Below are 25,215 nucleotides of genomic sequence, written 5' to 3' on the forward strand. Positions count from 1 at the left end.
CTGTTGAAACTGCGGATGCTGATTTTTATAATAGCCAAAAGCTGAATATTTTATAGGGCGGATTTTCCGCCCTTTTTTATGGTGAAACTCATGACCCACGACGCCACTGTCATTGCGCAAATGCGCCAATTGATTCAACTCATTGCCAAGCATAATCATGCTTATTATGTGATGGATCAACCGACCATTGAAGACAGTGAATATGATCAGCTGTTTCACCAATTAAAAGCATTAGAGCAAAAATATCCTGAGGCTATACAAGCAGATAGCCCGATCAATAAGGTGGGTGGTCAGCCACTCTCTAAATTTGATAGCATTACCCATGTAGTACCGATGCTGTCTTTGGGTAATGTCTTTAACAAAGAAGACCTATTTGCCTTTGCGAAACGGATTGAAGAACGTCTGCCGAATCAAAAAATTGAATACGACGTTGAACTCAAATTTGATGGACTTGCTATTTCGCTGTGGTATGAAAATGGCGTACTTGTCCGAGGCGTCACACGTGGTGATGGTGAAATGGGCGAAGATATTACTCAAAACGTAAAAACCATTCGTAATTTACCCAAAGTTTTATCGACGACGACAGGCAGTGTTCCGACGTTGCTTGAAGTGCGCGGTGAAGTGCTCATGCCGAAAGCAGGTTTTGAAAAGCTGAATAGCGAGAATGAAGCAAAGGGTGAAAAGACCTTTGCTAATCCACGTAATGCTGCGGCAGGGAGCTTACGTCAGCTAGACCCTAATATTGCAGCTTCACGACCTTTGGCATTTTATGCCTATGGCATTGCGCAATGTCAGCCGCATCATGGGCAGACCACCATGTCAGCAAGTTTAGATTGGTTGACCCAGTTTGGTTTTGCCATTGGTGAAAAGCATTTCATTTGCGACAGTATTCAAGATGTCCAAGCCATCTATGAACAAATGATTATTGATCGTCCACGTTTGTTGGTTGAAATTGATGGTATGGTCATTAAGGTCAACGACTTGAAACAGCAGCAAACCTTAGGTTTCTTGAGTCGTGAACCGCGCTGGGCAACAGCCTATAAATTTCCAGCAGTTGCAGCATTGACGACAGTAGATAACATTGATTGGCAAGTCGGAAGGACAGGCACAATTACACCTGTCGCGCGACTCAATCCTGTGGCAGTTGGTGGTGTAACGGTTTCAAATGTGACCTTGCATAATATCGGTGAAATTCATCGTTTAGATGTGCGTGTGGGCGATACCGTCAGCGTGTACCGTAGCGGCGATGTGATTCCTAAAGTTGAGAAAGTTTGGCCTGAATTCCGCCCAGTAGATGCAGTTGAAGTGCAATTGCCTAAATGCTGTCCTGTGTGTGAATCACCGATTGTGATGCCTGAAGGCGAAGCTTTAGCACGTTGTTCAGGCGGTTTATATTGTGCTGCACAACGTATTGAAGCGATTCGTCACTTTGTCTCTCGTAAAGCCATGGATATTGAAGGCTTGGGCGATCGTTGGGCAGAATCTTTACTGCATTTAAATTTACTCAATGATGTGGCCGATATTTATCATTTGCATGAACATCGTGAAAAACTTTTAACCATTGAAAAAATGGGTGAAAAGTCAGTTCAAAATCTCATGGATTCAATTGAAAACAGTAAGAAAACCAGTTTTTCGAATTTTATCTTTGCACTCGGCATTCGTGGCGTCGGTGAAACTACCGCACGTATGCTCGCCAATACTTTCCAAACTTTAGATGCGCTACGTACAGCGGATTTAGAAGCATTGAAGAAAACCCCTGATGTGGGTGATATTACAGCAGAATGGATTATTGATTTCTTCCAAGCACCGCATAATTTAGAGGTATTAGATCGCTTACTCGCTGCAGGTATTCATTGGGATGCACCAACAGCACCGACACGTCAGCCATTAAATGGCGAAAGTTGGGTGGTGACAGGCACACTTGCAAGTATGGGGCGTGATGATGCCACACAACTATTACAAGCCTTAGGTGCGCGCGTGAGTGGTAGTGTGTCAAGTAAGACCAAACGTGTGGTGGCGGGTGAAAAAGCCGGTTCTAAGTTAGATAGAGCTGAAAAATTGGGCATTCCTGTTTTAAATGAAGAACAGTTTATTGCACTGATGAAAGAACATGGTCAAATTCAAGACTGATTTTTCTACAAAGATTTAAATGAAAAAGACACCGAGGATGATGAATCTTTTGGTGTCTTTTTTATCGCGATTTCAAAATAATAAGAGCGGGTGAGTGTGTACAGGACAGACAAATAACAGGACGGGTTCGTCATTATGAGTTGAATTGACGTACAATATCGATTCATTTGCAGGTATTGATCCTGCCTTATTGATTCTGTTCTCCCGTTGATGATTGGCATACCCATGGCGCAAGCAAAGAAATCTTTTCCGCAGCAAAAATCGGAATTACATGCACGAAATCTGCATCGCAGTCGTTACGATTTTCCTCAACTCATCCAGAGTTGTCCGGAACTTGCAGCTTTTGTCCGCCCCAATCAGTATAACGATCTATCGATAAACTTTTCTGATCCACAAGCGGTAAAAATGCTCAATAAAGCCTTGCTCAAGCATTTTTATGACATTCAATATTGGGATATTCCCCAAGATTATCTTTGCCCACCAATTCCGGGTCGAGCCGACTATATTCACTATTTGGCTGACTTGTTAGGTGATAATAATAATGGACAGATTCCAACAGGACGCACAGTTCAGGTATTAGATATTGGGGTGGGTGCGAACTGTATTTATCCGATCATTGGTCATCGCAGTTATGGTTGGAAATTTGTCGGTTCAGACATTCATGCCGCATCTGTGAAAAGTGCTCAATTTATTGTGGAAGCCAATCCAAATCTCAGAAAGGGCATTCAGATTCGATTACAGAAAACCCCGAGCAATATTTTCAAAGGGGTGATTAAACCTTCAGATCGTTTTGATTTGACCCTATGTAATCCACCATTTCATGCATCGCAAGATGAAGCAAATGCCACAGCAACGCAAAAATTAAGAAAGTTGGGCAAACCCGTTGATCGAACCAAGGTGGTGTTAAACTTTGGCGGGCAAAAAAACGAATTATGGTGTGACGGTGGCGAAGAACGCTTTGTTTGCCAAATGGTACACGAAAGTACACAGTTTGCTGAGCAATGTCTTTGGTTTACGACACTGGTTTCGAAGAAAACAACCTTGCCGATGCTGTTGAAGACCTTGCGTAACAGCGGCGCAGTGGATGTGAAAACCATTAAAATGACGCAGGGGCAAAAAGAGAGCCGTTTTGTTGCTTGGACTTTCCTTGATTCCAAGCAACAACAAGCATGGAAAAATGCGCGTTGGACTTCAGCTTAAGCTGCCTGAAGAATCCTGAGTTTGAAGATACATGAGTAGAATTGAACGTGTGGATGCGAATCAGTAAGCTCAATTTCGCTCATTGATTCGCGTCTACAGATGCCTTAAATATTTTTGATCTGATTCGCTTGTAGCTAAATGAATGTGCGTCGCCATAATTTTGAATCTCGTTACAAAAAAGCAATACGTTATAAAAGTACGTTGATCCTTTTATCCGAAGCGAGGCACGATGTTTAAGATGTTCTTTTATATATGTTAATTGCGATTAAGAGAAGTGTAAATGAAAGTACTTCTCATTTTAATTTTATAAAAATCATATGTTTACAAATATTTTACTTTGCAAATCGGTTTTATTTTCTCCATAATATCAATATATAGTAAAGGGAGTGATTCAAATGCGCGGTAATCCAGAAGTCGTGGCTTATTTAAATATGTTGATTGGTGGAGAACTTGCTGCACGTGATCAATATTTGATTCACTCTCGTATGTATGAAGATTGGGGCCTAAGCAAAATCTTTGAACGTATTGACCATGAAATGCAAGAAGAAGCACAGCATGCTGATGCTTTGATTCGTCGTGTGCTGTTTTTGGAAGGCACACCGAATATGAAGCAAGATGATTTAGAGATTGGTACAGATGTTATTTCTTGTTTAAAAGCCGATTTAGCACTTGAATATGCAGTACGCGAAAAACTAGCGCAGGGCGTGAAATTGTGCGAAGAAAAAGGCGATTATGTCACCCGTGATATGTTGCGCCAGCAAATGTCAGACACCGAAGAAGACCATACTTATTGGTTAGAGAAACAATTGCGTCTCATTCAATTGATTGGTCTACAAAACTATATTCAATCGCAAATGTAAGATTGAATCAGAAAAAAATCCCGCTCAATGAGCGGGATTTTTTTAATTTCAAATTGCTTCTATGGAATTAGAACTTTTTGAAGCCTTTGTTTACGCCATATGGGCGACGTGGTGCATTCTCATCACGTTCGTCACGACGACCGAAGCCTTGTTCAGGGCGAGCGCCACCACGGTTGAACTGAGGTGCTTGAGTGTTGTCACGGCGGACAAACTGCGTACCATTTTGGTTCTCAGGACGTTCACGACGAGCTTGAGCATTGTCATCACGACGTTCGCGCTCACGACCAAAAGCGGCTTGCGGTTGATCATCGCTGTCGCGGCGTTGTTGACGTAAGAAACCGCCACGACGTGCCATGAGCGGTTTGTCTTGCATACGTTCAGTACGACGTTTCGCCATACCATATAGACCTGTACCTTGACGTGGTTTAAGTTCCACAGCTTTGGTCAGGTTATCAATGTCGTTCTTATCGAGTTCGATCCAACGACCAGTACGAAGTTCGCGTGGCAGAATCACTGTACCATAACGGGTACGTAGCAAACGGCTAACTTTCAGACCTTGTGATTCAAAGATACGACGTACTTCACGGTTACGACCTTCTTTTACCACCACTTGGAACCAACGGTTAATACCATCACCACCAAGCTCAGAGAATGATTCGAATTTCGCTGGACCATCATCTAATACCACGCCTTTGAGCATCGTATTTTTGATTTGTGGTGTTACTTCACCCATGACACGAACCGCGTATTCACGCTCGATTTCGTTTGAAGGGTGCATCAAGCGGTTTGCAAGCTCACCATCATTTGTGAAAAGGAGTAAACCTGTTGAGTTAATATCAAGACGCCCGACCATTACCCAACGATCACCCTGAATTTGTGGCAATTGTTCAAATACAGTAGGACGGTTTTCAGGGTCGCTACGTGAACAGATTTCACCTTCAGGTTTATAGTAAATAATCACACGACGACGAATTTCGTCTTCGATTTGGAATGCGACTTTACGACCATCGATGCGAAGCTCATCGGTAGGTTCAATACGCTCACCCACTTGGGCAACTTGCCCGTTTACGCTCACGCGACCTGCGGCAATGACTTCTTCCATATAACGGCGAGAACCCAAACCAACACGTGCAAGCACCTTTTGCAACTTTTCACTCATGACAGCATAACCTTTGAAATAATTATCAACAGTTCACCTATTTATGACGTCAATGCATTTGCATCGAGCGCCATAAAAGCTTCCTTGGCATCCTGCAGGGGAGGCAATTGGCCTAAACTATTTAAACCAAATGCATTTAAAAACTGAGGCGTTGTCACTAACAACGCAGGTCTTCCTGGGAGTTCACGAAAACCAGATTCTTTAATCCAGTTCGAGTCAAACAGCGTACGCAAAATTTGACTATTGTTCGTGACACCCCGAATTTGTTCAATGTCTGCTCGAGTGACAGGCTGGTGATAAGCAATCACGGCAAGCGTTTCAAGTAAAGATGGCGACAAACGCGTTGGACGTTCTGGCCATGTTTGTGCAATAATATTACGATATTTTGCACGTACTTGAAAACGAAAACCTTCTGCGGTTTCAACCAGTTCGATCGAGCGACCATGCATCAGCATCGACAATTGTTGTAAATACTGACGTAATTCTTGCTTGCTAAAACGATCCTGAAACGCTTCTTTTAAACGTGCAACAGATACAGCCGAATCACTAGCGAAAATAATCGCTTCAAGCTGCATCAAGATTTCGTGTAAATCTTCTGTTTGTGAAAGCAAATCAGGTTTTTCATTATTCATACAGATGCTCCTCGTATTGCGAGCGGTGCTTCAATGCCTGTAGCAATAATCTGAATTTTTTGCTGGCGCGTGAGTTCTAACACTGCCATAAATGTAACCACTACACCCATGCGACCTTGGCGTGGGTTGAGTAGTGCATCAAAACTTAAAACAGCACCCGATTCAATGCGACTTTCGATATAAGAAATACGGTCTTCAAGCAAAACAGGCTCATGCTGTACTTGATGAATAACGGGTTCAGGTCGGTTAAAAATACACAGCATTGCATCGCGGAGTAAATTTGCACTGTGAATTTCTTCTGATTGCGGCAGTGCACCTAAACTCACATTGGTTTCAAACGTATCTCGCTCTAAGATCGGCATTTGCCCAAGACGTTCAGCGGCTTGCTTGATTCTTAAATAAGTTTCAAGACGATCAATTAGATCTTGTTTTGGATCTTTTTCAGTTGCTGAAATACTTTTGGGTTTTGGAAGTAGTAAACGCGATTTTAAATCGGCTAAGAGTGCCGCCATCACCATATAATCTGCGGTCAATTCAATATTCAGGGATTTCATCGCATCCATATACGACAGATATTGCGAAGCAATCGGGGCAATATCGACTTGAAGCAAGTCAAAGCCATTTTTTTGAATGAGGTAAATGAGGAAGTCGAGTGGACCTTCGAAATGCTCTAATAAGATTTCAAACGCGGCCGGAGGAATATATAAATCCTCAGGAATATTATTTTGCCATTCATCCAAAACACGGATTTGCGGCATGTCTTCCATAGGATTATGGATGAGTTGATTCATTGCAGTTATAAGCCACGCGAATTTTCAAAGGCATGAAAGGCTTTATCTTCGATCTCACATCGAAAAGACAAGCAGGAAATTAATGTATCTAAGTGTAAATGAAAACGCACTTTAAATAAATTGCTTATGTACTGAAATATGTAAAAACCTGAGATTCTGTAGGGAATTTGCTGAAAATTCCCTGAATTTAGTCATGATAGTCAAAAGTAAGTCATGAAATAAAACGTCTTATTGAAGAAATTGTTTCCTGCTCGTGCATATACGTATCTTGATCTCGGCTTAAAAGATATGAATTGAATAGGCTATTCAAACGCACTGACATCGCCCACACCCCGACGAATCACTTCAGGATGATCACCGGATAAATCGACAATAGACGTCGTATTTAATGTACCCAAGCCACTATCAATGAAGACATCAATGCGTTTAGCAAGTTGCATTTCAATCTCGTAAGGGTCATCGAGCGGATCATGTTGGTCGGGTAAAATTAAAGTGGACGTCAGTAGCGGTTCACCGAGTTCCTTTAATAGCATTTGACACACGGGGTTGTTGGGAATACGTAGACCAATGGTTTTCTTTTTCGGATGCATTAAACGTTTTGGTACTTCGCTTGTGGCAGGCAAAATAAAAGTCGTCACCGCAGGCGTATTGTTCTTTAACAGGCGATACATCGCATTATCGACTTTGGCATAAGTCGCAATATCGGATAAATCACAACATAGAATGGCATATTGATGCTTCGGACCGAGTCCTCGAATTTGCGCAATCCGTTCCATCGCACTTTTATTTCCAATTTGACAGCCTATGGCGTAAGCCGCATCGGTGGGATAAACCACAACATCGCCAGCGCGGATTCGTTCCACCGCTTGAGTGATTAAACGTGGTTGAGGATTGTCAGGATGTACTCTTAAATGCAGCATTATTATTCTCCTGATTTTCATGTGATATGACTTATGGTATTGAAATCAGAACGGATAAAACACCTTTATTTGTAATTTTTTGAATATTTACAGTGACTTTAGTGCAATTTTTTAAGGTTGAGAAAATGTTTTGATCGCTCATGCAAAAGTAGATCTATAAGGACTAAAACGATGATCAATATTTAGGGCATCTTTAATCTAGATCTAATGATCAGTATTGTTCAGAGTCACGCATTAAATGTCGACTTACTTAAAATGAATAATACACGAGAAGATGAAACGCTTAATCAAGACGCAACATCTTCTCGGCTAAAACCAAGACTCACATTTAACGCTATGCTCAATCTTCGGTTTGAAATTGCTGTTGATCTCATCTAGTCAGATCTTTCAAACGCTCTGGATAGCGAGATGATCAATGTGCTTAAAACTAATCGAAGTGATTTTAAGCATCTAAATCTTTTCGATTGAACTCATCAGGTTGTAATGTTTTGCCATTACGTAGGCATATACAGATGCAATCAATGAAGCGTTTTGCATCGCGTGGCAGCTTGGCTTCACCGTTAAAATACCGTTGAACTTGGGCATAAACGTTGTCTTTAAAAATAGAGCCATCACCGCCATCGCCGGTTAAATTGTCCAATGAGACACGAAATTTATGCCCGAAAGCTTTGGAAAATAACCATTCAATGGCTTGGGGTTTAATTTCAACTTGCTCAAATAAGGCTTGTTGTTCGGCTGTACGTCCGTCAGGCGCATACCAATAACCTAGGTCGGGAAGGGTGCGACGTTGCTCACCTGCAATGGTCCAGTGGCTAATTTCATGCAGTGCACTATTAAAGAAACCATGCGCAAATTGTATACGTGCAGGGACATGATCTGTCGCTGGGAAGTATTCAGGTTCGAAGTCGCCACGGACTAATGTGACATTCAGATGGGAAAACCAATGATTAAAGTGTAAGATGAGCCAATCGACTTGAGCTGCTTCTGCTAACAAATTCGGCCACGGTGAGAGTTGCACTTGCCGAGATGAGCTGTCAGAATCAGCGCTTGAAAGTGTGCTAACGAGTGATGAAACATTCACTTCTGTTTGCGGCTGCAACAGATGCATATCTTGTTTTACCCAAATGGACTGTCTAAATAAGTGCAAAATTGTATCTTAATCTTTGACAGAGTACTCATGAATTTGTAGAATTGCCGCCTTAATTATGTCAGCAAATACCTTTCCGGCACAGATTGAGCCGTTTAAATGGGCTGAGCAGGGCTTTGTATGGTCAGGTCAACTGCCATTATCTCGCTTTGCTCGTATTGCTCGTGAAGCTATTGGATCAATTGATGATCAATTGATTAACGTAGACTGTAAGCTATCAATGGATGCCTATCATCGCGTTGTTTGGTTAGATGGTCATGTTGAAACGACAGTTCCAATGGAATGCCAACGTTGTTTGGGTCCTGTTGAAATTGAGCTTGTTTCAGATTTTCATCTGGCTCTTGTGGATGATGAGTCACTGATAGAGCGCTTGGATGAGGATGCTGATTTCATCGTTTTAGGTGAAAGTGAAGCCACCACCAAAGGTTCATTCGATGCACCTGCGATGGCCGATTTACTCGCGCTGATAGAAGATGAATTGTTATTGTTGATGCCGTTGTCACCAAAACATGAGTTTTGTGTACATAAGCATCAGCCTGCTACTGAAGAACTGGTTGAAGAAAAACGGGATAATCCGTTTGATGTTTTGGCTGGTTTAAAGGGTAAACTTAACTAATTTTTGTGTTATACTCACACGTATAAGACAATCGAATTTGTTCTGATCCATTTTTTCGATCTTTGTAAGGAGCCATCATGGCCGTTCAGCAAAACCGTAAAAGTCGCTCTCGCCGTGACATGCGCCGTTCACATGACGCTTTAACCGAGAATGCATTAACTGTAGACCAAGCTACTGGCGAGACTCACCGTCGTCACCACGTATCTAAAGATGGTATCTACCGTGGTCGTCAATTATTCGCTAAAGCATCTGCTGAATAATTTTCGATGTATTAAGCGTCAAGCTTAGTAGAAAAAATGGGAGCGTTAAGCTCCCTTTTTTTGTTTGCAATATTTGTTCTTTTTGGCAATTACTCAAACCGAAATTACATGCTAAATTGCGCCCCATACTGAGTTAGCGAATTTTATATGCTGATTTTTTGGCATAATAAAAAGTAAATGACTCGCGATGAAAAGGATGAACGATGTCTGCTCAACAACTTGAACAAATTGCTCAAGCAACGAAAACAGCATTTGTGTTCCCGGGTCAGGGATCGCAAAAAGTCGGCATGCTGGCTGACCTTGCAGAAGAATTTAGCAGTATCCGTGCAACATTTGCAGAAGCATCTGAAGCAGTCGGTTTTGATCTTTGGCACATTGCACAAAGTGGTGAAGGTTTAGATCAAACAGAATTTACGCAACCCGTGTTGCTAACCGCAAGTATCGCCTTATGGCGCGTGTGGTTAGAACTTGGTGGTGTTAAGCCAAAATATATGGCAGGTCATTCACTGGGTGAATACAGTGCATTAGTGGCTGCGGGCAGCTTAAGCCTTGGCGATGCTGTTAAATTGGTAAACTTGCGTGGCAAGTTTATGCAAGATGCTGTGCCACAAGGTGTGGGTGCAATGGCAGCGATTTTGGGCTTAGATGATGACAAGGTGATTGAGCTTTGTGCCCAAGCAACCGAAGCCGCCGAAGGTTCGGTTGAGGCTGCAAATTACAATGCCAAAGGGCAAGTTGTGGTTGCAGGCAATAAAGACCGTGTTGAAGCAGTGATGGCACTTGCAAAAGAAAATGGTGGTAAAGCCATTGCATTGCCTGTCTCTGTACCTTCGCATTGTTCACTTATGAAACCTGCGGCTGAACAGTTTGCAAGCGCTTTGGCACAAACTGCCATTGAGCTCCCCCATGTTGCTGTATTACAAAATGTGAGTGCGGAAGCAGCTGCAGATGTAAATACATTGCGTGATGCTTTAACTGCACAATTGTATCAATCTGTGCAATGGACCAAAACCTTGCAGTTCCTGCAAGATGAAGGTGTTGAATACATCGTGGAATGTGGTCCGGGCAATGTATTGAGTAATTTAGCAAAACGATTACCGAATATCGAAAAAGCACTTCCTTTAGATACGAAATCTCGTATGGAAGATGCCTTGAATGTTGTCTTGGTGGCAGAAGGGAAAATTGCATGACACAGGAACGTAAAGTTGCCTTAGTAACAGGTGCAAGTCGTGGTATTGGTGCCGCGATTGCAGCGCAACTTATTCAAGATGGTTATTTTGTCGTGGGTACTGCGACATCTGAAGCGGGTGCGACCAAACTGTCTGAACAGTTTGCTGAAAATGGCGCAGGTCGTGTTTTAGATGTGCGTGATGCAACGGCAATTGATGCCTTAGTGACAGATATTGAGCAAAACTTCGGTCCGGTTCTTGCGTTGGTCAATAATGCCGGCATCACCAAAGATAATTTATTGCTGCGTATGTCAGAAGATGACTGGGATGATATCCTGAACATTCATCTGAAAGCGGTTTACCGCTTGTCTAAGCGTGTGCTCAAAGGCATGACGAGAGCGCGTTTTGGACGTATTATTAATATCAGTTCTGTGGTTGCGCATTTTGCCAATCCGGGGCAGGCGAACTATTCTGCTGCGAAAGCCGGAATCGAAGCCTTTGGTCGTAGCCTAGCGAAAGAAATGGGCAGCCGCCAAATTACAGTCAATGCCGTTGCGCCAGGTTTCATCGCAACGGAAATGACTGAACAGTTGAGTGAAGACATTCGTAAGAAAATGAGTGATCAAGTGGCGTTGAACCGTTTGGGCGACCCACAAGATATCGCGAATGCTGTAAGTTTCTTGGCATCAGACAAAGCCAGTTACATTACAGGTACAGTAATTCATGTAAATGGTGGTTTATACATGAGCTAAACAGCCCAAGTATAAACTTTCCAAAATTTTTAGATTCAATTAAACTAACGGCATTAAAACGCCACAAGCAATGAGGAGAATTCCTGTGAGCGATATCGAACAACGTGTTAAACAAGCGGTTGCAGAACAACTTGGTATCAAAATCGAAGAAATCAAAAACGAAGCATCTTTCATGGATGACTTAGGTGCTGACTCTTTAGACCTTGTTGAGCTTGTTATGTCTTTCGAAAACGACTTCGACATCACTATTCCAGATGAAGATTCTAACGAAATCACAACTGTTCAATCTGCGATTGACTATGTTTCTAAGAAACTTGGTTAATGGTTGATTTTCAGCTTTGCTGAACAAAGAGCCACCTTCGGGTGGTTTTTTTGCGCCTATAAAATCTTCTTTTTACATTCCTTTACCTTTTCATCACCAATCAGTAACTTAAGAACGGTATTTATTGGTTATAAAAATAAGACAAATTTTAATCATAAAATTATAACGGAGTAACACATGGGTCTTTTTGATTTTGTAAAAGGTATTGGTAAAAAAAATACAGCAGCACCAGAGCCACAAGCAGCACCAACCACACCACAAGCAACGCCTGTAGAGCCTTCAGCGCAAGAAGTTGCCAATAAGCTACTCGGTCATGTTAAAAGCTTAGGGCTGCCGATTACAGGGCTTTCTGTAAGCTATAACGGTGCATCAGATTTAGCGACCGTTAAGGGTCAGGTGCAAAGTCAGGCAGATCGCGAAAAAATTATTTTAGCAGTGGGTAATATTGATCATGTGGCAAAAGTCGATGATCAATTGACTGTTTCAAGCCCTGAGCCAGAAAGTAAATTCTATACGGTGAAATCAGGGGATAATTTGTCTAAAATTTCCAAAGAATTTTATGGCGATGCTAATCAATACAATAAGATTTTTGAGGCGAATCGTCCATTATTGAAAAATGCGGATGATATTTTCCCGGGTCAGGTGTTGCGTATTCCTGCATAAATATGCTGAATAAAAAAGCCATCATTTGATGGCTTTTTTCATGGATGAAATAATTAGAAAGTAGGTTTAACCACCACTAAAATAACCACTGCAAATAAAATCAGTGTTGGCATTTCATTAAAGTAACGCCAAAACTTATGTGATTTGTAATGCGCATTTTCCATGAGTTTTTTACGATAATGACCGCAAACAAAATGGTAAATCACTAGCAGTCCTACTAAGCCGACTTTGAGATAAAACCATACTGCTTCGTGGTAATGCCGAGTCGCATCGCCCCAATCCACTAAAAAGTGCGCGGTGATGAGTGTTGCCACCATCGCAGGCCACATAATACCGCGGTAAAGTTTGCGTTCCATAATTTGGAAGCGCTGGTGGCTGATCGTATCGTCACTCATGGCGTGGTACACAAAAAGCCGAGGAAGATAAAATAATGCAGCGAACCAGCACACCACAGCAATAATATGTAATGCTTTTACCCAAAGGAAAGCATCTGAAGGAGCATCCATTAAGTCACCCTAAAATGGGCGGCTTAGCCTTCCCATTTTTTGAAGATGAGACATGCATTCACGCCGCCGAAACCGAAACTGTTACTCATGACAGTATTCAATTTTGCGTCACGTTTTTCAAGCACGATATCATAGCCTTTCGCGCCTTCATCCAGTTCGGTTACGTTAATATTTGGTGCGATGAAGTCATTTTGCATCATGAGAACAGAATAAATCGCTTCTTGAACTCCTGCAGCACCTAAGCTGTGACCAGTCATTGATTTGGTTGAGCTGAGTGGTGGAACTTGATCTTCACCAAATGCACGACCCATGGCTTTAAGTTCAGTAATGTCGCCCGCAGGGGTTGATGTACCATGTGTATTTACATAGTCAATTTTGTCAACACCGTGTGCTTTTGCTTCTTCAAGTGCCATTAAGATACAACGTGTTGCACCTTCACCGCTTGGCGCAACCATATCTGCGCCATCAGAGTTCGCTGCATAAGCCACAACTTCAGCCAAAATATTCGCGCCACGTGCTTGAGCGTGTTCAAGTGATTCAAGTACGACAAAACCACCACCACCCGCAATCACGAAACCATCACGGTCAGCAGAGTATGGGCGAGACGCTGTTTCAGGGGTATCGTTGTATTTTGAGCACAATGCACCCATTGCATCAAAGAGTAGGCTTTGAGACCAATGGTCTTCTTCACCACCACCGGCTAGCATTAGGTCTTGTTTGCCCAATTGAATCATGTTGTAAGCATAACCAATCGCGTCGGCAGAAGTTGCACATGCACTGGTAATTGAATGTGCGATACCTTGAAGTTTGAGTGCGACACCTACGTTTGCAGTAATGGTGTTAGACATGTTGCGTGGTACAAAGAAAGGACCGATTTTACGTGCGCCTTTTTCTTCAAGCAATTTCACCACTTCGGCAACAGAGGCTGTTGAATTACCGCCTGAACCACCGGCAATACCATAACGTGGGTTGCCACCGAGTTGTTCAACGGTTAAGCCTGCATTTTGAACCGCATCCATTGCAGCATTATAGGCATACATCGCACACACACCCATAAAGCGTTTAGCACGACGGTCAATTTTGTCAAAATCTTGAACTGCAGCAGCGCTGACATGACTCTTAAAGTTAAGCTCTTGGTACACTGGATTTAAACGTGTGCCTGAAATGCCATTTTGTAAAGAATGAGTCACATCTTCTAATGTATTACCAATACATGAGTGAATACCCATGCCAGTGATGACAACGCGTTTCATCTACAGATCCTTATAGTTTATCTCTGTGGTCAGTGGAGATATTTATTGCTTATACAACAAATAAATATGGGGCTGACGCTCGTTTCACAATGAGAAACATCATAACAGAAAGAATTTTCAAATCTTATGGCAAATGTTATGCCACCTAGCGACTTATCCTTGTGCAAAGTGAAGAAGACAAGTCTTTACTAAATGCTACATAATGATGTTGAGTTAAACGTGGCTAGCACCTAGTATTTATACAAAATACAAGCATCTAAAGCGCGAGGTTATAAATGGCGAACACCAATAATAAACAATCGAAGGGTTTGATTTCAGGTGCTTTTGGAGTGGCGAAAAAGTTCAGCACGACGGGTCTGGACTTGCTGAGTCACGTTGCACCAGACTCTGTGAGCAAAATTAATAGTGCGTTAAATGTCAATGAAGCGATTGAAGGCGCTGCACAGACCAAGACTCCTTTTTCAGCAAAACAGTACAATGATCCACAACAAATGTTGAAAGAGCATCTGCCGAGTGTCACACGTCAACTTTTAGGTCGTCATTACAATAAAGTGAATAATGTGGCGCATTTTGTCTCACCTCAATTGAGTGACAAAATTTCAGACTATTTCTTTGATCATCTCAATCAATTCAGTAACGACATGAGTTCTGTTGATGCAGTGTTAGATGAGGCAGGGGTGCGTGACTTAGAAGAGCTCACGAAAGATGTTGATCGTTCGCAGCGTATCGCACAGGCATTGGGTGAACAAAATAAATGGATTGCTTCCATTCAAGGTGCGGTGAGCGGTGCGACGGGTCTTGTCGGTACAGCAGTTGATATTCCTGCTTCATTGATACTTGCGTTACGAACGATCTATCAAGTGGGACGATCATATGGTTTTGATTTGACCAAGCAGGAAGATCAAGACATCGTGCAGCATATTTTTAAACAAATTGATTTGGGCTTAATTGCGGAAAAACAAGCTTTGATTTTAGGGTTAAAGGCGCTCAGCAATACGGTTAAAACCCATGATATTTCACAGTTGCAGTCACTTTTGGGGTCGAGTAATGATGCGGAATTATTAAAGAAATTCTTTGGTCGTGAAGATCTCCAAGAAAAATGGCAGTGGCTGAATAGCATTCCTAAGATTTCGATCTTGGAACAATTGACCAAACTCACGCCAATTGCGAGTGCAGGCGTAGGTGTGGTCTATAGTCGTCGTTTTGTTGAAGATGTAAACGCAAAAGCACAAGAGATTTTCTCGAATGCGCGTCAGTATGTGTTACAGCACGGTGATGATGGCATTTCTATATTAGCAGCTTACGAAAAATCGATCTCATTACTTAAACAAGCAGCGCCTCAACTTTTAGAGACTTCTGAAAAAGCATCGGATCAGTCTGCTCCGAATGAAACTCATGAGCTCATTCTCGACCAAGATATTCCAATGGCTGGCAATAGCAACATGAGTCAAGTCAAATTGGTGAAGAAGTCTGTCGCGGAAGTGAATGAAAATACTGATGCTGATGTTGAAAAAGAAAAAAGTGTCGGGAAAGGTTTAGATGCGCTTGCAGAAAAATTGGTTGAGCCTGTTGCAGATAAGCAAACTCAACAACCTGCACTTTCTGCCTCAACTGCAAGCGAAAGTTTTGACCTTGAAGATGAGGCTGAAATTCAAAATGAACAAGAACTAACTGATTCTGAAGCACAGGCTGATACTGAAAATGATCTTGATGGGTCTTCTTCTAAGAAAAGCTTAAATAAACAGGATCAAGATGTTACAAAAGATAAGTGATAAAACTTGAACAATATGCTGACCTTGATTTGAATCAAGGTCTTAGGCTTCAGTATTAATGCGACTTCACGTGCCTGAGCATGTTGACCAATTTTACATCTTGACTTACAATTGCATGCCCTCAAAAAGTAGTAGTTTTTTGGGGCTTTTTATTAACGGGAGAATTGCCAAATGGCAACAACAAATCAGTTGATCCGCAAGGGTCGTACGACTTTAGTTGAAAAATCTAAAGTTCCTGCGTTGAAGGCTTGTCCACAACGTCGTGGTGTTTGTACACGTGTTTACACGACTACACCTAAAAAACCTAACTCTGCAATGCGTAAAGTTTGCCGTGTTCGCTTAACTTCAGGTTTTGAAGTGTCTAGCTACATCGGTGGTGAAGGCCATAACCTACAAGAGCACAGTGTTGTTCTTATCCGTGGTGGTCGTGTTAAAGATTTACCAGGTGTGCGTTACCATACCGTTCGTGGTTCTTTAGACTGCGCTGGTGTTAAAGATCGTAACCAGTCTCGTTCTAAATACGGTACTAAACGTCCTAAGAAATAATTCGTTAAGAATTATTTTTAAGGTCTAGAACCGCAATCCTTTATCGTCTCGCTTGTCTGATTTCTGCATTTAATTTTGTGAAATTCAAGCGACGTGTAGTAAGGCCAGCTAAAGGTACATGACACTTTGTACTCATGCTGGATAAACCTGAAGTGTCATATTTATAGGTAGTTTAAAATGCCAAGACGTCGCGTAGTCGCTGCTCGTGAAATCCTTCCGGATCCTAAATTCAGTAGCCAAACAATCGCTAAATTCATGAACCACGTAATGCAAGATGGTAAAAAATCTATTGCTGAAAGTATCGTTTACGGTGCTTTAGACCGCGTTCAAGAAAAATCTAAAGTAGACCCAGTTGAATTCTTCGAGACTACTCTTGAAAAAGTTCGTCCTATGGTCGAAGTTAAAGCACGCCGTGTTGGTGGTGCTACATACCAAGTACCTATGGAAGTACGCCCATCCCGTCGTACTGCCTTGGCTATGCGTTGGTTAGTAGATGCTGCTGCTAAGCGTTCTGAAAAAACTATGGCTTTACGTCTTGCTGGCGAGTTGCTTGATGCAGCTGAAGGTAAAGGCGCAGCGGTTAAAAAACGTGAAGATGTGCACCGTATGGCTGAAGCCAACAAAGCCTTCTCTCACTACCGTTTCTAAGCAAATAAAACAGGCCCTTATCAGGACAGTGATGGTTTGGGTTTCACTCAACTGTCATCAAAGCGCTTTAAGTTGCTAGCAACTTAAAGCGTCCTGTTTTAAACAACAAAATTTAGGAATGCAAGAAATCATGGCTCGTCAAACCCCAATTTCTCGTTATCGTAACATTGGTATTTCTGCGCACATTGATGCTGGTAAAACAACCACTTCAGAACGTATCCTGTTCTACACAGGTGTATCTCACAAACTTGGTGAAGTACATGACGGCGCAGCAACCATGGACTGGATGGAACAAGAGCAAGAACGTGGTATTACAATCACTTCAGCTGCTACAACTTGTTTCTGGTCTGGTATGGCTAAACAGTACCCAGAACACCGTATCAACGTAATTGATACCCCGGGACACGTAGACTTCACAATTGAAGTTGAACGTTCTATGCGTGTTCTTGATGGTGCATGTATGGTTTACTGTGCTGTAGGTGGTGTTCAACCTCAGTCTGAAACTGTATGGCGTCAAGCAAACAAATACCAAGTGCCTCGTTTAGCATTCGTGAACAAGATGGACCGTACAGGTGCAAACTTCTTCCGCGTTGTTGAACAAATGCGTACTCGTCTAGGTGCTCACCCTGTACCAGTTGTTATCCCAGTTGGTGCTGAAGATAACTTCCAAGGTGTTGTTGACCTTATCGAAATGAAAGCAATCATTTGGGACGAAGCGTCTCAAGGTATGCAATTCGAATATGGCGATATCCCTGCTGACCTTGTTGCTACTGCTGAAGAATGGCGTACTAACATGGTTGAAGCTGCGGCTGAAGCATCTGAAGAGTTGATGGATGAATACCTAAACAATGGCGATTTGACAAAAGAACAAATCGTTGCTGGTCTTCGTGCTCAAACTTTGGCTTGTGAAATTCAACCTATGCTTTGTGGTTCGGCGTTCAAGAACAAAGGTGTTCAACGTATGTTGGATGCTGTGATTGACTTCCTACCATCACCGACTGAAGTTAAAGCGATCGAGGGTATCCTTGATGACAAAGCTGAAACTAAAGCGACTCGTGAAGCATCTGACGAAGCTCCGTTCTCTGCGTTAGCGTTCAAAATCATGAACGATAAATTCGTAGGTAACTTAACATTCGTACGTGTTTATTCTGGTGTGCTTAAACAAGGCGACCCAGTATACAATCCAGTGAAATCTAAACGTGAACGTATCGGCCGTATCGTGCAAATGCATGCGAACGAACGTCAAGACGTTGAAGAAATCCGCGCTGGTGATATCGCTGCATGTGTAGGTCTTAAAGACGTTACCACTGGTGATACACTTTGTGATGAGAAAAACATCATTACACTTGAGCGTATGGAATTCCCTGAGCCAGTAATTTCTTTAGCTGTAGAGCCTAAGACAAAAGCTGACCAAGAAAAAATGTCTATCGCGCTTGGTCGTTTGGCAAAAGAAGATCCATCGTTCCGTGTTCGCACAGACGAAGAATCTGGTCAAACAATTATTGCAGGTATGGGTGAGCTTCACCTTGACATTCTTGTTGACCGTATGAAACGTGAATTTAACGTTGAAGCGAACATTGGTAAACCAATGGTTGCTTACCGCGAAACAATCAAAAAGACTGTTGAGCAAGAAGGTAAATTCGTACGTCAAACAGGTGGTAAAGGTAAATTCGGTCACGTATATGTTCGTTTAGAACCTATGGATGTTGACGAATCAGGTAAAGAATACGAATTCGTTGAAGAAGTTGTCGGTGGTGTTGTACCGAAAGAATTCTTCGGCGCAGTTGACAAAGGTATTCAAGAACGTATGAAGAATGGTGTATTGGCTGGTTACCCTGTTGTGGGTATCAAAGCGACACTATTTGATGGTTCTTACCATGATGTCGATTCTGACGAATTATCGTTCAAAATGGCGGGTTCTTATGCCTTCCGTGATGGTTTCATGAAAGCGGATCCTATCCTTCTTGAACCAATCATGAAAGTTGAAGTAGAAACTCCAGAAGACTACATGGGCGATATCATGGGTGACTTAAACCGTCGTCGTGGTATGGTTCAAGGTATGGACGATCTTCCTGGCGGTACTAAAGCAATTAAAGCTGAAGTTCCACTTGCTGAGATGTTTGGTTACGCGACTCAAATGCGTTCTATGTCTCAAGGTCGTGCGACTTATTCTATGGAATTTGCTAAATATGCTGAAACTCCACGTAACGTGGCTGAAGGCATCATTTCTAAGTTCCAGTCTGGCGGTAAAAAAGGTGACGACGAGTAATCTTTCGATTACTATAAGCGCCAAACTAATTCATAGTTAAAAACCAAAATCGCTTATGGAGTTTTTCCTCCATAAGCAGTTTAAAAAGGAAGATCTCATGGCTAAGGCTAAGTTTGAACGTAATAAGCCACACGTTAACGTGGGCACAATTGGTCACGTCGACCATGGTAAAACAACTTTAACAGCTGCAATTGCAACTGTATGTGCAAAAACTTTTGGTGGCGAAGCGAAAGACTACGCTGCAATTGACTCTGCACCTGAAGAAAAAGCACGTGGTATTACAATTAATACTTCACACGTTGAGTATGACTCAGTTATTCGTCACTACGCACACGTAGACTGCCCGGGTCACGCCGATTATGTTAAAAACATGATTACTGGTGCTGCTCAAATGGACGGCGCGATCCTTGTATGTGCTGCGACTGATGGTCCTATGCCACAGACTCGTGAACACATCCTTCTTTCTCGTCAGGTAGGTGTACCTTACATCGTTGTATTCTTAAACAAATGCGACCTTGTAGACGACGAAGAGCTTCTTGAACTAGTTGAAATGGAAGTTCGTGAACTTCTTTCTACTTATGACTTCCCAGGTGATGACACTCCAATCATCCGTGGTTCAGCTCTAGCTGCACTTAACGGTGACCAAGGTCAATACGGCGAGCCAGCAGTAGTTGCTCTAGTTGAAGCGCTTGACTCTTACATTCCAGAACCAGAACGTGCAATCGATAAAGCATTCTTGATGCCAATCGAAGATGTATTCTCGATCTCTGGTCGTGGTACTGTGGTAACTGGTCGTGTTGAATCAGGTATCGTTAAAGTAGGCGAAGAAGTAGAAATCGTTGGTATTAAAGATACAGTTAAAACAACTGTAACTGGCGTTGAAATGTTCCGTAAATTGCTTGACGAAGGTCGTGCAGGCGAGAACTGTGGTGTTCTTCTACGTGGTACTAAACGTGAAGACGTTCAACGTGGTCAAGTATTGACTAAACCAGGTGCGATCAAACCGCATACTAAATTCGATGCAGAAGTATACGTACTTTCTAAAGAAGAAGGTGGTCGTCATACTCCGTTCCTTAACGGCTACCGTCCACAGTTCTACTTCCGTACAACTGACGTAACTGGTGCAATCGCTCTTCAAGAAGGCGTTGAAATGGTTATGCCTGGTGACAACGTAGAAATGTCAGTAGAATTAATCCACCCAATCGCAATGGACGCAGGCTTACGCTTCGCAATCCGTGAAGGTGGTCGTACTGTTGGTGCTGGTGTTGTAGCTAAAGTTACTGCATAAGTATTAATTGTGTGAAAAAAAAGCGCTCCTTTGGGGCGCTTTTTTTTGATCTCAATAAACAGAAATTGTCAGACAATTATTTTAAAAGCTGTCCTTAACTGATATTTCACTGACCTTAACTGCGATTATGTCAATTTGATAACTCGGTAATATAACTAACAGAATATAAATATTACATTCGGGTCAGGATTGACTTGTAAGGAGTAATCGCATGAACGCTAAAGTGAATATTACCAATCGTGCTGGTGCAAGCTTTCCAGTGCGTCGTATGAATTTTGATTTTGATGCAGTACCTGAATACTGGATGAAAGGTGATGCAGGCTTAACCCATTTTATGACGGCTTTATCTGCACTTTTCCCAGCAGGTGAAAAATTCTTTATTGATAGTGTCCGTGCGGTACGTAAGCATCCTGCTATTGCAAATGATGAAGCATTACAAAAAGAAATTTCTGCTTTCATTGGGCAAGAAGCGATGCATACTCAAGAGCATGTCGGTTTCAATGCATCTGCACAAAAGTACGGTCACGATGTTGATACTTTAGATTGTTACACAGATAAAGTCATTCAAGGCACGCGCAAATTTATGGCAATTTTGGGTAAGCCTGTGGGTATTACTCAGGAAATGGTTGATCTAACGGCAACCACAGCACTTGAGCACTTTACCGCAACGATTGCTTCGCAACTCTTGACCAATACCCACATTCAAGAACTTATGACTGATGAAACCATGAAAAATATGTGGATGTGGCATGCGATTGAAGAAAATGAACATAAAGCCGTAGCTTATGATGTATTTGAAGGGGTGTTTGGCAAAGGCTTAAAATCTTATGCGCTGCGCACTTCATCACTTGTTATTGCGATGGTAACTTTACTTATTGTGCAAAGTTATTTCCTTGCACGTTTGCTTAAACAAGATAATCAGTTGAATCTCGACTCGCTCAAATCAATTTACACCTACGCGTACAGTCCTTCAAAAGGTGTGATTACTGGCATGGGTAAAGAAATGCTGATGTATTTCAAACCTGGATTCCACCCAAATGATTTAGATACAAACAGTTTGCTTGAAAAATGGAAAGCAAAATTAGGTTTATAAAATTGAATATGAGAAAAGAGCGATGTTAATCGCTCTTTTTTTTACTCGATTTTTGCTGCAAAGTTTTTATAATGCCAAAGTTAATTCTATATAAGATGAACGAAGATGATTCGTTTGATGCAAGCTTCCGATGTGTCAGTTGTGGCAAAGATTGAAAGATTGGTACAAAGTCATCCTTGGAGCGTAAAGCAGTTTGAGGAGGCAGTCAGCAGCTACCAAAGCACGGTCATTGAACAAAATGGTCAAGTGGTCGGATTTTGTATATTGCAGCCCGTGCTCGATGAAGCCAACTTATTGTTAATGGCGATTGATCCGACTCAACAAGGTAAAGGTTTGGGTTATCAAATTCTAGACGCATCTCTAAATATGCTAAAAAACAATCCGATTCAAATTTTTTTAGAAGTACGCGAAAGCAATATTGCCGCGATTAATCTATATCAAAAATCGGGTTTCCATCAAATTGATTTGCGTAAAAATTACTATCCAAATCCGAATGGAACTAAAGAGCATGCCATTATTATGGTAAAAACCTGCACCGATGATTTTGCCGAGCTGTTTAAATAAGCGCGATCGAAACGCATGGCGATATTATTTAATAATTGGATTATTCCAACCTGAAGGTAATGTCGTCATGAGGGATTCGCCTAGGTGCTGAATTTCTACGCTGTTTAGGGTGCGGTTGAGTCTGCGCCATTGACCATCAATCAGGAGTTCAAGCGGTAAATATTGCGATTTATAATTCATTTTTTTCGAATGCGGCACCCAATAGCCTAAGTATATATATTGCAGACCCAATTTTTGAATATGTTCAATTTGCTTGAGAATGGCAAATACACCCAGTGAACGACGTTTTTCGCTTGGATCAAAGAAGGTATATACCGCCGATAAACCATCATCGAGTAAATCACAGGTCGATACACTCAGTAATTTATCATCTTGCCATAATTCTAAAAAGAAACTTTCCGCACAACTTTGTAATAAAAACTTTTCAAATTGATCGTGACTTGGCGGATACATATCGCCATCAATATGTCGTTCGTTAATATAGCGTTCATACAAATCATAGTGTACATCACCTGCTTGCTGCGGGCTGCTGATCCGAACTTGTAAATCTTGATTGCGTTTCCATGCTTTTTTTTGTGCGCTATTCATTTCATATTCGCGTACAGGCACGCGTGAAGATAAGCATTGGCGACATAAATGACATTCGGGACGATAGACAAAATCGCCACTACGACGAAAACCTGAGCGCGAAAGTTCGGAAATAGTTAAAACGTCAATACGGTGTGCTGGATCAAGAAATACCATACGTGCAGATTTATTGGGCAAATAGCTGCAATCATGCGGTGGCGTAATGTAATACTGTAAATCATTCAACAGGGATTTGGGGTGATAAGAATTCATGGCAAATTCCCTCTATTATTTTCATTCACATAATTGCGAGATTAACGCTATTGTTTTACTTGAAAATACACGCTCTTTGTAACTTTGCCAATTGATAGATGGTTGTTTTATCACATCTTGTAACGAATTAAGATATTCTTGGCGAGAAACTGTGCAGGCGCCAAGGCTAAGTAAGTGCTCATTGACCAATTGACAGTCAATCCATGGCAAATTATTTTCTTGTCCCAGTAGCATTAAAGTATAAAACGCCATTTTTGACACATCGGTTTGGGTGCTAAACATCGATTCGCCAAAACAACCTTTGCCGATGGTTACACCATACAGTCCACCGACGACATCATCTTCATCCCAAACTTCAATGCTATAGGCATAACCTGCTTTGAATAGCGCACAATAGCCTTGAATAATATCTTCTGAAATCCACGTTTCATCGGCATAACTGCGCGGCAGAGAACACGAACGAATGACTTTTTCAAATTCATGATTGATGGTGATTCTTAAATCGCGCTTTTTCATATTACGCAGTAACGACTTACTGGGATGATATTCCGCTGGTCGAATAATGCAGCGCGGTTCAGGACTCCACCAACAAATCGGTTCACCTTCATTGAACCACGGGAATAATCCATTGCTGTAGGCTTCATACAAAGTAGCAGGGGAGAGGTCAGCCCCAATACAAATCAGACCTTCACCTTCAGGGTCAAATTCAATCGGGTCGGGAAATAAAAATTGAGAAGGTGGCAGATTTTGCATATACATCGAGTCGACTAGGCAATGGTCTTATCATAATGAAAAAAAGGGTCGACTTATAGTCATAAAAAAACCGCCCCTAAGGACGGTTTTGTTGAAGCAGATGAAAATTATTCGCCTAATGCATCTAAGTATTTCTCAGCGTCTAGAGCAGCCATACAGCCTGAACCTGCTGAAGTGATTGCTTGACGATAAATACTATCCGCGATATCACCGGCAGCGAATACACCGGGAACAGATGTTGCTGTTGCATTACCTGCGGTACCGCTTTGGACTTGGATATAACCATCACGTAGGTTCAGTTGACCTTCGAACATCGCACTGTTTGGTTTGTGACCAATCGCAACGAACATGCCTGTTACATCAACATCTTGAGTTGAGCCATCTTGAGTTGACTTAATGCGAACCGCTGTTACGCCAGTGTTATCGCCCAACACTTCTTCGACTTGGTGATTCCAAATAATACTGATTTTGCCTTCTTTTTCTTTCGCAAAAAGATGATCTTGAAGGATCTTTTCAGAACGAAGTGAATCACGACGGTGTACCAAAGTCACATGTGATGCAATGTTTGATAGATAAAGCGCTTCTTCAACCGCAGTATTACCACCACCTACAACCATCACTTTTTGGTTTTTATAGAAGAAACCATCACAAGTCGCACATGCACTCACGCCTTGACCCATAAATGCAGCTTCTGATTCAAGACCTAAGTATTGCGCATTGGCACCTGTACACACGATGAGTGCATCACAGGTAAACTCATCCATATCGCCTTTGAGCACAAATGGACGTTGGCTTAAATCCACCTCATTGATATGGTCATACACGATTTCTGTACCAAAACGTTCCGCATGCGCTTGCATACGTTCCATCAATGCAGGACCTGTTAAACCTTCAGCATCACCGGGCCAGTTGTCGACTTCAGTGGTCGTAGTCAATTGACCACCCAATTGTAAACCTGCAATCAGCGTTGGTTTTAAGTTTGCACGTGCCGCATAAACCGCTGCGCTATAACCTGCAGGGCCAGAACCTAAAATAATCAATCGTGAGTGACGAGCGCTCATC

General features: G+C 42.1%; 26 protein-coding genes. 16 read left to right on the forward strand and 10 right to left on the reverse strand.

Going from position 1 to position 25,215, the window contains the following annotated elements:
• Positions 1-90: 90 nt before the first annotated feature.
• The 3 genes from ligA (at position 91) to ftn (ending at position 4,190) form a co-directional block, all read left to right on the forward strand.
• Entirely contained in the window at positions 91-2,130 is a 2,040-nt protein-coding gene (ligA, locus tag GFH30_RS02945; protein WP_153370824.1) for an NAD-dependent DNA ligase LigA, read from the forward strand.
• A gap of 225 nt (positions 2,131-2,355) precedes the next feature.
• Complete coding sequence (gene rlmF / locus GFH30_RS02950) at positions 2,356-3,330, forward strand: 23S rRNA (adenine(1618)-N(6))-methyltransferase RlmF (protein ID WP_153370825.1); 975 nt, start codon at positions 2,356-2,358, stop codon at positions 3,328-3,330.
• A 395-nt stretch (positions 3,331-3,725) separates the two neighbouring features.
• On the forward strand, positions 3,726-4,190 hold the full coding sequence (ftn, locus tag GFH30_RS02955) for a heteropolymeric bacterioferritin subunit Ftn (protein WP_153370826.1): 465 nt from the start codon (positions 3,726-3,728) through the stop codon (positions 4,188-4,190).
• Positions 4,191-4,257: 67 nt separating this feature from the next.
• Here ftn and rluB read toward each other — a convergent pair whose 3' ends face one another.
• The 5 genes from rluB to GFH30_RS02980 form a co-directional block, all read right to left on the reverse strand.
• Entirely contained in the window at positions 4,258-5,349 is a 1,092-nt protein-coding gene (rluB, locus tag GFH30_RS02960) for a 23S rRNA pseudouridine(2605) synthase RluB (protein WP_153370827.1), read from the reverse strand.
• Positions 5,350-5,390: 41 nt separating this feature from the next.
• Positions 5,391-5,981, reverse strand: coding sequence for an SMC-Scp complex subunit ScpB (gene scpB / locus GFH30_RS02965; protein ID WP_153370828.1), 591 nt, complete (start codon positions 5,979-5,981; stop codon positions 5,391-5,393).
• A complete protein-coding gene (locus GFH30_RS02970; RefSeq protein WP_153370829.1) occupies positions 5,978-6,772 on the reverse strand; it encodes a segregation and condensation protein A in 795 nt (264 codons plus the stop codon). Before GFH30_RS02970 ends, scpB begins: the two co-directional genes overlap by 4 nt.
• A gap of 302 nt (positions 6,773-7,074) precedes the next feature.
• Entirely contained in the window at positions 7,075-7,692 is a 618-nt protein-coding gene (locus GFH30_RS02975; protein WP_153370830.1) for an L-threonylcarbamoyladenylate synthase, read from the reverse strand.
• Positions 7,693-8,134: 442 nt separating this feature from the next.
• Positions 8,135-8,800, reverse strand: a complete 666-nt coding sequence (locus GFH30_RS02980; protein WP_153370831.1) for an elongation factor P hydroxylase — start codon at positions 8,798-8,800, stop codon at positions 8,135-8,137.
• A 97-nt stretch (positions 8,801-8,897) separates the two neighbouring features.
• On the opposite strand from GFH30_RS02980, the gene GFH30_RS02985 reads away from it, so the two are divergent.
• The 6 genes from GFH30_RS02985 (at position 8,898) to lysM (ending at position 12,621) form a co-directional block, all read left to right on the forward strand.
• Positions 8,898-9,455: a YceD family protein gene (locus GFH30_RS02985; RefSeq protein WP_153370832.1), complete on the forward strand. Its 558-nt coding sequence runs from the start codon at positions 8,898-8,900 to the stop codon at positions 9,453-9,455.
• 77 nt (positions 9,456-9,532) lie between these two features.
• Positions 9,533-9,715: a 50S ribosomal protein L32 gene (gene rpmF / locus GFH30_RS02990; protein ID WP_004279227.1), complete on the forward strand. Its 183-nt coding sequence runs from the start codon at positions 9,533-9,535 to the stop codon at positions 9,713-9,715.
• Between the two features lie 203 nt (positions 9,716-9,918).
• Positions 9,919-10,905: an ACP S-malonyltransferase gene (gene fabD / locus GFH30_RS02995; protein ID WP_153370833.1), complete on the forward strand. Its 987-nt coding sequence runs from the start codon at positions 9,919-9,921 to the stop codon at positions 10,903-10,905.
• Positions 10,902-11,636 (forward strand): 3-oxoacyl-ACP reductase FabG, encoded by a 735-nt coding sequence (gene fabG, locus GFH30_RS03000; protein ID WP_153370834.1) that lies wholly within the window; start codon positions 10,902-10,904, stop codon positions 11,634-11,636. The genes fabD and fabG overlap by 4 nt, the downstream gene beginning before the upstream one ends.
• A gap of 85 nt (positions 11,637-11,721) precedes the next feature.
• Positions 11,722-11,958: an acyl carrier protein gene (acpP, locus tag GFH30_RS03005; protein WP_004646101.1), complete on the forward strand. Its 237-nt coding sequence runs from the start codon at positions 11,722-11,724 to the stop codon at positions 11,956-11,958.
• 177 nt (positions 11,959-12,135) lie between these two features.
• Positions 12,136-12,621: a peptidoglycan-binding protein LysM gene (gene lysM / locus GFH30_RS03010; protein ID WP_153370835.1), complete on the forward strand. Its 486-nt coding sequence runs from the start codon at positions 12,136-12,138 to the stop codon at positions 12,619-12,621.
• A 53-nt stretch (positions 12,622-12,674) separates the two neighbouring features.
• Here the strand turns inward: lysM and hemJ are convergent, their stop codons facing one another.
• Both hemJ and GFH30_RS03020 read right to left on the reverse strand, forming a co-directional pair.
• Complete coding sequence (gene hemJ / locus GFH30_RS03015) at positions 12,675-13,127, reverse strand: protoporphyrinogen oxidase HemJ (RefSeq protein WP_153370836.1); 453 nt, start codon at positions 13,125-13,127, stop codon at positions 12,675-12,677.
• Between the two features lie 23 nt (positions 13,128-13,150).
• Positions 13,151-14,380, reverse strand: coding sequence for a beta-ketoacyl synthase N-terminal-like domain-containing protein (locus GFH30_RS03020; protein ID WP_153370837.1), 1,230 nt, complete (start codon positions 14,378-14,380; stop codon positions 13,151-13,153).
• Positions 14,381-14,655: 275 nt separating this feature from the next.
• Between GFH30_RS03020 and GFH30_RS03025 the strand changes: the two genes are divergently transcribed.
• The 7 genes from GFH30_RS03025 to rimI all read left to right on the forward strand — a co-directional run bounded on the left by GFH30_RS03025 (position 14,656) and on the right by rimI (position 22,560).
• A complete protein-coding gene (locus tag GFH30_RS03025) occupies positions 14,656-16,152 on the forward strand; it encodes an EcsC family protein (protein WP_153370838.1) in 1,497 nt (498 codons plus the stop codon).
• Positions 16,153-16,323: 171 nt separating this feature from the next.
• Complete coding sequence (rpsL, locus tag GFH30_RS03030; protein ID WP_002050319.1) at positions 16,324-16,698, forward strand: 30S ribosomal protein S12; 375 nt, start codon at positions 16,324-16,326, stop codon at positions 16,696-16,698.
• Between the two features lie 177 nt (positions 16,699-16,875).
• Entirely contained in the window at positions 16,876-17,346 is a 471-nt protein-coding gene (gene rpsG, locus GFH30_RS03035) for a 30S ribosomal protein S7 (protein ID WP_004783282.1), read from the forward strand.
• 130 nt (positions 17,347-17,476) lie between these two features.
• Entirely contained in the window at positions 17,477-19,615 is a 2,139-nt protein-coding gene (gene fusA, locus GFH30_RS03040) for an elongation factor G (protein WP_153370839.1), read from the forward strand.
• 97 nt (positions 19,616-19,712) lie between these two features.
• Positions 19,713-20,903 carry an elongation factor Tu gene (gene tuf, locus GFH30_RS03045; RefSeq protein ID WP_153370840.1) on the forward strand — a complete coding sequence of 397 codons (1,191 nt, stop codon included), beginning with the start codon at positions 19,713-19,715 and terminating at the stop codon, positions 20,901-20,903.
• A 211-nt stretch (positions 20,904-21,114) separates the two neighbouring features.
• Positions 21,115-21,996 carry a metal-dependent hydrolase gene (locus GFH30_RS03050; RefSeq protein ID WP_153370841.1) on the forward strand — a complete coding sequence of 294 codons (882 nt, stop codon included), beginning with the start codon at positions 21,115-21,117 and terminating at the stop codon, positions 21,994-21,996.
• A 105-nt stretch (positions 21,997-22,101) separates the two neighbouring features.
• Entirely contained in the window at positions 22,102-22,560 is a 459-nt protein-coding gene (rimI, locus tag GFH30_RS03055) for a ribosomal protein S18-alanine N-acetyltransferase (protein WP_153370842.1), read from the forward strand.
• A 24-nt stretch (positions 22,561-22,584) separates the two neighbouring features.
• Here the strand turns inward: rimI and GFH30_RS03060 are convergent, their stop codons facing one another.
• The 3 genes from GFH30_RS03060 to trxB all read right to left on the reverse strand — a co-directional run bounded on the left by GFH30_RS03060 (position 22,585) and on the right by trxB (position 25,214).
• Entirely contained in the window at positions 22,585-23,400 is an 816-nt protein-coding gene (locus GFH30_RS03060) for an arginyltransferase (RefSeq protein WP_153370843.1), read from the reverse strand.
• A 21-nt stretch (positions 23,401-23,421) separates the two neighbouring features.
• Positions 23,422-24,153, reverse strand: coding sequence for a leucyl/phenylalanyl-tRNA--protein transferase (aat, locus tag GFH30_RS03065; protein WP_153370844.1), 732 nt, complete (start codon positions 24,151-24,153; stop codon positions 23,422-23,424).
• Between the two features lie 107 nt (positions 24,154-24,260).
• Positions 24,261-25,214 (reverse strand): thioredoxin-disulfide reductase, encoded by a 954-nt coding sequence (gene trxB, locus GFH30_RS03070; RefSeq protein WP_153370845.1) that lies wholly within the window; start codon positions 25,212-25,214, stop codon positions 24,261-24,263.
• Position 25,215 lies beyond the last annotated feature (1 nt).

The sequence above is a fragment of the Acinetobacter wanghuae genome, from assembly GCF_009557235.1.
In the GTDB taxonomy this organism is placed as follows: domain Bacteria; phylum Pseudomonadota; class Gammaproteobacteria; order Pseudomonadales; family Moraxellaceae; genus Acinetobacter; species Acinetobacter wanghuae.